Raw genomic sequence first — 9,568 nt, 5'->3', positions numbered from 1 at the left:
AATCCGAATAGCGCTCTACCGATTTGCCTATTAGCTCATTGACTGATTTCAAACCCTTTTCATCCAAATAATTGTTCAAACCATCGATCATATCCTCTACGATGCTAAAGCCATGATGCATGGCAGCTGTACATACTTGAACGCCAGTTGATCCCATCAAAATAAACTCAACCGCATCCCGCCAGCTCGATATTCCGCCTATCCCGGAAATGGGTACGCCAACTAAAGGATTTCGGGCACATTCCGCAACCATATTAAGCGCAATCGGCTTAACTGCAGGCCCGCAGTAGCCCCCATGCGCGCCTTTTCCGCCAACATGCGGAATCGTATTCCATGTATCGATATCAACTCCAGCTAGTGAATTAATGGTATTGATCAGCGAGATCGCATCCGCTCCTCCGCGAACAGCTGCTTTCGCTGTCGCGGTAATGTCCGTAATATTGGGCGTAAGCTTGACTATGACTGGCGTCCTCGCTGCCTCCTTGACCCACATTGTCTGCATTTCAACCAGATCCGGCTGCTGACCAGAAGCAGCGCCCATCCCCCGCTCCGCCATGCCATGGGGACATCCGAAGTTCAATTCCAGTCCATCGACACCGATTGCCTCTACTTTTTTTACAATTTCATGCCATTTCTCGCGTTTAGGCTCCACCATCAATGAAACGACAAGCGCATGCTCCGGAAATCGCTTCTTTGTCTCGTAAATTTCCTTTAAGTTCACTTCAAGCGGGCGATCCGAAATCAGCTCAATGTTGTTGAATCCTGCTACTCGTTGTCCATTGAAATGAATAGCTGCAAATCGTGAGGATGTATTAATAATTGGATCGCCCAGCGTCTTCCATACCGCTCCTCCCCAGCCCGCTTCAAATGCTCGCTGAACTTGATAGCCGGTGTTCGTTGGCGGCGCTGAGGCAAGCCAAAAAGGATTCGGAGAAGCTATGCCTGCTAATTGAATGCGCAGATCAGCCATCATTTTCCCTCCCTGCAACTAGCGTTTTGTAAATCGAATAAGCTGCCAGCTTGCCTTGCTGCGCGGCGGCAACCACCATCGCATCACCTTGGCCTTCACCGAAAATAACGTCGCCAGCAGCGTAAATTTTGGGATTTGAGGTCTGATAGGTTTCCGTATTCACCATCACCATTCCTCGCTTATGATGCAAGCCCAGCTGCTCAATTAGCGGCAAGTGACGTGTCTGACCAATTGCCTTAATGACAACATCAACATCAAGCAGGAAAGAGGAGCCTTCTACCGGTGTCACCTTTTTTCTTCCTCCTTGTTCATCCTCTTCAAGCTGCATCCTCATGCATTCAAGCGCCTCGACATTTCCATCAGCATCTCCGATAATCCGGCTGGGAGCGCTTAACCATTCAAACTCCACACCATCTTGCTTCGCGAATTCGAATTCAAAATCGTAGGCGGTCATTTCCTCTCTCGTCCTGCGGTATACCATCTTCACCTTTGCAGCCCCGAGCCTCACCGAGCAGGTGGCCGCATCAACCGCCGTATTGCCCGCACCGATTACCGCTACACGTTTACCAGCAAAGTCATTTGTAAGCTCCGTTTTGGTCGCTTCTACAAAATCAATGGCGTCATACACACCGGTTAATTGTTCGCCCTCGATGTTAAGATAAGGCACCTTCGACATTCCTATCGCAAGTAAAACCGCATCATACTGCGCAAGCAGCGAATCTGTGGCTACGTCAGAACCAATTGCTGTATTCGTCCGAATATCAACGCCCAGCTTCTTCACCTGTTCAACCTCCCACAGAGCGATGCTCTGCGGCAAACGAAACGAAACGATGCCATATGTATCAAGACCGCCCGCTTGTTCCTTCGCTTCGAATATCGTAACGGCGAATCCGAATCTTGCAAGCTCGCGCGCAGCAGACAGACCTGCTGGTCCGCCGCCTATAATTGCCACCGATTTGCCGTTGCTTTGACCAGGTTCGAACAGCTGTTGATTATTTTTTATCGCCCAATCCGTGGCATAGCGCTGCAGGCTGCCGATCATAATCGGCTTTGAAGATTCGTTCATTACGCATGCGCCCTCGCACAGCTCCTCAGTCGGACACACTCTGGCGCAGGTCGCTCCAACGGGATTGGCATCCATAATGACGCGAGCAGATCCCTTCATATTGCCGGAAGCAATTTTTTTGATAAAAGAAGGAATGTTGATGCCCGTCGGGCACGCTTTTATGCACGGAGCATCGTAACAGTACAAACAGCGGTTCGATTCCTCTATAGCTTCCTTTGGCCGCATGCCTGCCTTCACTTCTGCAAAGTTTCGCCGCAGTGATTCGACCGGAATAAACACCGCCTTTCCTATTGCGCCCATGCCCATCTCCTCCTTATTCAACTTTAATATTTTTATAGGTTTCAAGTATTCAGTCACGCTGAAAGCTTTACAGGTCTATAACCTGGGCAAGAGTTACTGGTCTACTATAATCGTTCACTTTTAGTCACTTAATCTGTGCGCTGTTCGGTATAGAAGCTCTACACCGAGTTCGATATCTTCCGGCGATGAATACTCCTTCGGATTATGACTTATCCCGTCCTTGCAGCGAACAAATATCATTCCGTAGTTGCAAACATAAGACATCGTTAACGAATCATGGAACGGGCCGCTCATCAGAACGGGCGGGGCAAGACCTATTTTCGCCGCTTCCTCCTGCATTAGCTCCCTAAGCTCAGGCGCGCAGTAACGCGGATCACTCCTCGTATCCTCACGAATCGTGTACGTCAAGCCATGCTCTAAACAAACAGCATCTATCCTCGCAAGAAGCTGTTCCTCCAGCCTGTTCCTGCGACTCCGATCAATATCACGGAAATCAACGGTGAAGCTTACTTTCTCTGCAATAATGTTGCGCGAGTCCGGAAATACCGACAGCGAACCAACCGTTCCTACAGTCGGTGCGCCAGGTTCAGCGCTAGCTAATTCGTTAAGTGCGATGATAACCTTAGCGCTGCCGACCAATGCATCCTGGCGCATAGACATTGGCACGGAACCCGCATGTCCTGCGAAACCTGTCATTTCTACCGTCCACCAGACAGGGCCGGATATGCCGCTGACGATTCCAATCGGTTCATGGAGCGACTCCAGCACTGGACCTTGTTCAATATGCAGCTCCAGAAAAGCAGCTATTCGCCCTTCATCAAAGACATAACCTTCAAACGCAGCAGGATCACATCCAAACGCGATCAATGCCTCCCTGCGAGTCACACCATTTTTATCCGTCCGATCAAGCTCCCCCTCCTCAAGCTTCCCGGTCATTCCCCTTGCGCCAAACAACCCTTTGTTAAACCGGCAGCCTTCTTCATCACAAAAAGCGACAACTTCAATATTTCTAGCTGGTTTAAAGCCTTTTTCAACCATCGTTTGAACGGCTTCAATTGCCCCTAATACCCCAATCACACCATCGAATCGTCCGCCGTACGGCTGCGAATCAATATGGGAGCCAAGCATAAGTACCGGTGCTGCCGAGTCAGCTCCTTTTAGCACGCCGATCAAATTGCCGAACGGATCTATCCGCGCCTCCATCCCCGCTTCAAGCATCCAACTCCGCACCAGCTCTACACCTGCCAAATCCTCCTTCGACAGCGCCAGCCTGCAAACGCCTGTATCACCGATTTTGCCAATCTGAGCAAGCTCATCAATACGCCTGTGCAGCCGCTTGGCATTAATGCTGAGTTCTTTCTCCACTCTTTTATCCGCCTCCCTCAGACACCGAAAACCTGAAGCAGCGTTTCGGCGATAAATACAATCTCATCATCCGTAGTCGACAAAGGCGGGCTCAGCGTCAAAATATTCATAAAACCCGGCACTGTATCGCCATTTTTGCTAATGAGCAGTCCTTTTTGCTTGCACTCCGCAATAATAGCAGCAACTCTAGCAGCAGATGCCGGCTCCTTTGTTCGTTTATCCTCAACCAGCTCGATACCGATAGCCGAGCCGAAAATTCGAAGCTCGCCTACGTACTGATGTAATTCAAGCGGCTTGATTCGGCTAAACAGCTCTTTGCCAATATAGGCAGAACGGCTGACTAAATTTTCACGTTCTATAATTTCTATATTTTTTAGCGCCACTGCGCAGGATACAGGATTGCCTCCGAAGGTATTCACATGACGGAAATGATTGTCTGCTCCGCTTTCTTTGAAGCTTTCATACATTTCGGCGGACACTGCCGTTGCAGATAATGGAGAATAGGCGCTTGTCAGCCCTTTCGCCATCGTCACTATATCCGGCCTTACCCCGAAATTCTGATGTCCAAATTTCTCTCCAGATCGCCCGAAGCCGCAAATGACCTCATCAACAATGAGCAGGACATCATGCTTATCGCAGATCTTTCGCAGCCGAGCTAAATATGGATCAGGCGGCACAATCATTCCACCTCCGGTAATAACTGGCTCAACGATAATGCCAGCGACCGAATCTGCACCCTCCCATAGGATGGTATCCTCATAGGCTTGAGCGCATTGCATTTTGCAGGAGCCTTTCGTTTGCCCGAAAGGACAACGATAGCAATAGGGCGGAGGCACATGGGAAAATCCCACACCTAGCGGTTCGTATTTCAGCTTGCGCTGCGCTTGCCCTGTGGCGCTAAGTGCACCCATAGAATTGCCATGATAGGCGCGGTGGCGTGAAATGTATTTGTACTTAGAGCCCTTCCCACGTTGATGATGATACTGGCGGCCGATTTTGAAGGCGACCTCATTGGCATCTGAACCTGAGTTGGAGAAAAAAAATCGATAATCGCCAATGAGCCATTCATTCAGCTTCGCAGCCAACTCAATTGCCGGAACATGAGATTGAATGAGCGTCGCATAAGCTACTGTCTTCATCTGTTCCGCAGCCGCTTCAGCGATTTCGACCCGGCCATGACCGACATTGACGCACCACATCCCGGACATGCCGTCGAAATAGCGATTCCCGTCCATATCCGTTAACCAGCTTCCTTCTCCCGACACGATAACCATTGGATTCTCATTATGAGGAGAAATATGATGCCATAAATAGTTCCGGTCCTTCTCTAACAGCGCTGCTTTGTCTTCTTCATTCATTGCTGCCTCATTCACGCCCATGCCTTCCTTTCCTCCTTCGCGGCTGCCGCTTCTATAATAGAACGAACCGTGGATGAGACCATCAACGATCCTTATAGACTAGCGTATGCGGCTTCTTCGCTGCATCTTCCAAATTGTTTCTGAGATTGCTGCCATGACTCAAAAATAACATCGTAAAGCAACGCAGGATGCTCGGAAAAGATACCTATTTTTCTGCGGAGTTAATCTTCTAGAAGCTGTTTATGGGGATAAATTCATGTGATCCCTGTTCATTTTCCCTCACATAACCGCTCTGCTCTTGAATATATTGAGTAACAGACAAGAAATAAGCGATGAGCATGTAAGGCTTTTTTTCATTCTGCAGCGTTAACATAATGGAATGAGGTGAGGGAAATGGAGTCAGAGCCGCTATTTATTGTTTCAAGGGAAGATTGGTCGCTCCACCGCAAAGGTTATGAGGATCAAGCGCGACATCAGGAGAAGGTGCACGAAGCCATTAAGCAAAATCTTCCCGATCTGGTTTCCGATGAAAGCATCGTATTGTCCGATGGCAGGCGAACGATCAAGGTCCCTATTAAAAGTCTCGACGAGTCCCACTTTATATACAACTACAACAAGAAGCAGCACGTCGGACAAGGCGATGGCGACTCTCAGGTTGGGGATGTGCTTGGCGTCGATCCACAAGCTGCTAAGGGGCCCGGCAAGGGTCAGGATGCAGGCGATCAGCCTGGAGAAGACGTTGTTGATACCGAGATAAGTATCGATCAATTGGAGGATATGCTGTTTGAGGAGCTGGAGCTTCCTAATCTGGAGCAAAAGCAAAAGGATCAGCTGCAAACTACCGAAATCGTTTTTCACGATATTCGGAAAAAAGGCATTATGTCCAATATCGACAAGAAGCGAACATTAATCGAAAATCTGCGCCGCAACGCCAATGCGGGCAAATCCGGCATTGGCGGCATTTCACCTGACGATCTTCGTTACAAAACATGGAATGAAGTCATCAAACCCCAATCCAACGCGGTCATTCTTGCCCTCATGGACACATCGGGAAGCATGGGCTCGTTCGAGAAATATTGCGCGCGCAGCTTTTTCTTCTGGATGACACGCTTCTTAAGGCGCAAATATGAGCATGTGGAAATTGTGTTTATCGCGCATCATACGGAAGCAAAGGAAGTTACTGAGGAGGAATTTTTCAATCGTGGGGAAAGCGGCGGCACCATCTGTTCGTCCGCTTATCAGAAAGCGATCGACATCATCGATAGCCGGTATCCGACTCCCAATTGGAATATATACCCGTTCCACTTCTCTGATGGCGACAACCTAACTTCAGATAACGAACGCTGTGTGAAGCTAATCGGTCAGCTGATGGAGAGAAGCAATATGTTCGGATACGGAGAGGTCAATCAATACAATCGAAGCAGTACTCTGATGTCCGCCTACAAACACATCAACCACAAAAAGTTTATGTATTCGGTAATTAAGGAAAAAGGCGAAGTGTACAAAGCGCTTAAAACCTTTTTCTCCAAGCAAGTGACCGGTGCGTAATAAAAACACAGAAAAAAGCCGTCCCGATGGGTTCAACCCATTCTGGACGGCTTTTTCGCATTTTGAATAAACATCCCTTCAACTTGTAAGAGCAGAATCAGAGCCCTCTTTATCCGGATCGATCCCTTTCGTTTCTTTGCCAAAGAATAAAACCGTTAGCGCGCCTATGACAATCGTTACAAAAAAGATCATAAAAATAGACGGTATCGCGACTTGTTTAGCAACTAGCATACCAACAAGATAAGGACCAATAATACCCCCGACACGGMCGAATGAGGCGGCAAAGCCGACGCCAGTTCCACGAACTGCGGCTGGATACAGCTCCGGCGTATAGGCGTACATCCCTCCCCACGCTCCAAGGTTAAAGAATGAGAGACAAATGCCCGCAGCCAGTAGTACCCCTTCTGTTTCTGCGCTGCCGAACCAAAGGGCGCTGCCCGCGGTTAGCAGCAAATAAACCACTAGCACAAATTTTCGCCCAAACTTCTCGATAAAATAAGCAGCAGTGAAATAACCCGGCAGCTGGGCGAGTGTCATAATCAGAACATATTGAAAGCTTTTCACCAAATCAAAGCCCTTGAGCACCATGACGGAAGGCAGCCACAGGAACATGCCGTAATAGGAAAATACGACTGTAAACCATAAGATCCACAATGTTACTGTCGTTTTTCGGTAGCGCAAGGACCATATGGATTTCATTCTATCGCTCAGACTCAGCTTGCGGCTCTGCTGCGCATTGAAGCTGGGCGAGTCTTTAATGGCTCTTCTCAAATATAGGGCAAAAAGTGCAGGAACAGCACCGAGCGCAAACGCCATCCTCCATCCGTAATCAGGAATGATGAAGTAGGCAATCAAAGCCGCAGCAATCCAGCCGATCGCCCAGAAGCTCTCCAATAGGACGACTGCCCGGCCCCGCTCCTTGGCAGGCACAGATTCCGATACAAGCGTCGACGCAACTGGCAGCTCCCCGCCAAGCCCAAATCCGGCTATGAAACGCAGCGCGCATAAGACGATAAAGCTCGTTGCCAGAGCGGACAGACCGCTCGCAATGGAGAAGATCAGCAGTGTCCAGAGCAGGATCGCCCTGCGTCCGTATCGATCGGCCATCAAACCGGATACAGCGGCTCCAACTGCCATACCGATCGAATTAATTGCCATCAGTAACCCAACTTGTTGTGAACCAAGCTGCCATTCTACTGCCAAAGCAGCTACGATAAAGGAGATCATTCCGACCTCCATCGCATCAAAAAGCCAGCTAAGCCCCGCGCTAAACAACAGTTTCCGCTGTTTCGGCTCGCGCAGCAATGTCATTTTACTCATATGTAAACCCCTTACCCTATGCTCAAGCTCTATTTGACTAGGCGGCATTTTCTATTTGTATGGATATCCTACTCTATATTACCACGTTTTCAAAGTTTCTAATGATTGCAGCCCTATTACAAAGAATATACCCTCTACAAGGCGGCAACAACCATCCTGCAAAAAAAGAAGAGCACCCATGCTCGCTCAGCCATGGAATCGCTCTTCTCTCTATAACCGTATACTCACCCTTACTTAATCAAATCATCGCGCAGCGGCGTGAAGGAATCGAGCAGCGCCGAGGCTTCCAATGCGGTTACTCCGTGCCTCGCCCCGCTTGGTATAACGATGGACTCTCCCTGCCGGATCACTTGCTTCTCGCCGTCAATTGTAAATTCAATGGCGCCCCTCAAGCAATAGCTCAGCTGCTCATGCGGGTGAGCATGCTCATAACCAACCGCATCAGGCTCAAAATGAACCTCCATCAGCATCAGCGTTTTTCCCGGTTGCAAAATTTTACGTGTAACGCCAGGCTCCGCATTTTCCCATACTCCGATATTGCTCATCCGAGTTCCTCCTTTAGCATTTGTCTAGCCATGCTCCGCCATCGTCCCACATCAGCGAGTACTCATCCCTGACCCCATCTGCTGTGATTGTCATTCGGTAGCTCTGATCCGACATTTCAGTAATCTGCAAAGTTTCCGTATTCACAAACGTTTCCGTTTTCCCTATTGTTTCTATAGACTCTACTGTTTCTATAGACTCTATTGTATCAGCATAATCTACTGATTCAACGTTCCCCACCAGCTTTGCTCCTTCGGACAACGGCTCTTGCTCCGAATCATAAAATAGCACTTGCGCAAAAACGATCGTTTGGCTGGTTTTCACCTGCATAATAAGTGAGGTCCGGTCCCGATCCGGCGGGTTATCCGGCGTCAAAGCCGAATAGATCTCCACAGGCTGAGAACTCCACAGATGCTGCCTCAAGCTCCCATTCTCCATTTTATAGCGAAAAGTTAGCGTTCCTTCCGAAACTCCACCAGCCATAAACCTACTTTTGTGCTTAAACCATTGCTGATCAAGCCTGCTTAAGCATACATCTGTCGATTGCCAGACCTTATCCTCTTCCTCTTCAAGAATCCCGCYAAAATGATTCATCCAGCTGATTTCCCGCGGCTCGCTTACATCTACCTTGACCATATCAAGCAAATAATGCTCAGTCAGCACATTTATTCTTCTAATAGAGGCACCTTCGTAAGCCAAGAGATCCCATGGACTAAGCTCCGGGGGCAAAATAATCCGGTCCTTCATCTCATACGCTTCCGCTTTCCAATCTACCATCGTTTCTGTCCATGTTCCCCATGGGTGCTGCTCAAAACGAATAACCCGCCCATCCGCGGGAGGCTGGTCAACGCCATTCAGGCACACCGTATTATGCGAGAAGGTATGCTTAAACCACCCATAATGTGCAGGCACGCCGTAAGCGGTCGTGCCCGGATCAACGAGCAGCGGCACTTCCCCGCATACGACGGACAAGCCGAGCCGGTCCATATGGTCATGCTCGCCGCCGAACTTGCTGTGCTTAATGAACGCCTGCCAGCGCTTCGCATTGACCAGCTTCGTTATCCCACTCACGGGCATGGATACTGAACGGTGTGATGC

8 protein-coding genes are annotated in these 9,568 nt (G+C 49.1%); 1 reads left to right on the top strand and 7 read right to left on the bottom strand.

All coding sequences use genetic code 11. The features are described from left to right. The 4 genes from preA to AC1DSE_RS23205 form a co-directional block, all read right to left on the bottom strand. On the bottom strand, window positions 1-970 hold a 970-nt coding region (gene preA, locus AC1DSE_RS23220; protein ID WP_477528256.1), incomplete at its 3' end, for an NAD-dependent dihydropyrimidine dehydrogenase subunit PreA. Then, window positions 963-2,336, bottom strand: coding sequence for an NAD(P)-dependent oxidoreductase (locus AC1DSE_RS23215; protein WP_477512920.1), 1,374 nt, complete (start codon window positions 2,334-2,336; stop codon window positions 963-965). The genes preA and AC1DSE_RS23215, both read right to left, overlap by 8 nt. A 120-nt stretch (window positions 2,337-2,456) precedes the next feature. Then, window positions 2,457-3,701 (bottom strand): M20 family metallo-hydrolase, encoded by a 1,245-nt coding sequence (locus AC1DSE_RS23210; protein ID WP_477512919.1) that lies wholly within the window; start codon window positions 3,699-3,701, stop codon window positions 2,457-2,459. A 17-nt stretch (window positions 3,702-3,718) separates the two neighbouring features. Next, window positions 3,719-5,080 (bottom strand): aminotransferase, encoded by a 1,362-nt coding sequence (locus tag AC1DSE_RS23205; RefSeq protein ID WP_477512918.1) that lies wholly within the window; start codon window positions 5,078-5,080, stop codon window positions 3,719-3,721. Window positions 5,081-5,452: 372 nt separating this feature from the next. Here AC1DSE_RS23205 and yhbH point away from each other — a divergent pair, with 372 nt between their 5' ends. Beyond that, window positions 5,453-6,607: a sporulation protein YhbH gene (gene yhbH / locus AC1DSE_RS23200; protein WP_076270296.1), complete on the top strand. Its 1,155-nt coding sequence runs from the start codon at window positions 5,453-5,455 to the stop codon at window positions 6,605-6,607. Window positions 6,608-6,685: 78 nt separating this feature from the next. On the opposite strand, the gene AC1DSE_RS23195 is transcribed toward yhbH, so the two are convergent. The 3 genes from AC1DSE_RS23195 to AC1DSE_RS23185 all read right to left on the bottom strand — a co-directional run. Beyond that, complete coding sequence (locus tag AC1DSE_RS23195) at window positions 6,686-7,927, bottom strand: MFS transporter (protein ID WP_477528255.1); 1,242 nt, start codon at window positions 7,925-7,927, stop codon at window positions 6,686-6,688. 230 nt (window positions 7,928-8,157) lie between these two features. Beyond that, on the bottom strand, window positions 8,158-8,472 hold the full coding sequence (locus AC1DSE_RS23190) for a cupin domain-containing protein (protein ID WP_477512916.1): 315 nt from the start codon (window positions 8,470-8,472) through the stop codon (window positions 8,158-8,160). A gap of 13 nt (window positions 8,473-8,485) precedes the next feature. Then, window positions 8,486-9,568 (bottom strand): heparinase II/III domain-containing protein (locus tag AC1DSE_RS23185; protein ID WP_477528254.1); only part of this gene is annotated, 1,083 nt, incomplete at its 5' end.

Source organism: Paenibacillus sp. 01L418 (assembly GCF_056400045.1).
The sequence above is the reverse complement of the archived record's forward strand: the minus strand, read 5'-3'. Positions and strand labels throughout refer to the sequence as shown.

Coding starts and splice junctions, on each gene's coding strand:
- AC1DSE_RS23215 (WP_477512920.1), bottom strand. CDS start 2,336: ATGGGCGCAATAGGAAAGGCGGTGTTTATTCCGGTCGAATCACTGCGG.
- AC1DSE_RS23205 (WP_477512918.1), bottom strand. CDS start 5,080: ATGGGCGTGAATGAGGCAGCAATGAATGAAGAAGACAAAGCAGCGCTG.
- yhbH (WP_076270296.1), top strand. CDS start 5,453: ATGGAGTCAGAGCCGCTATTTATTGTTTCAAGGGAAGATTGGTCGCTC.
- AC1DSE_RS23190 (WP_477512916.1), bottom strand. CDS start 8,472: ATGAGCAATATCGGAGTATGGGAAAATGCGGAGCCTGGCGTTACACGT.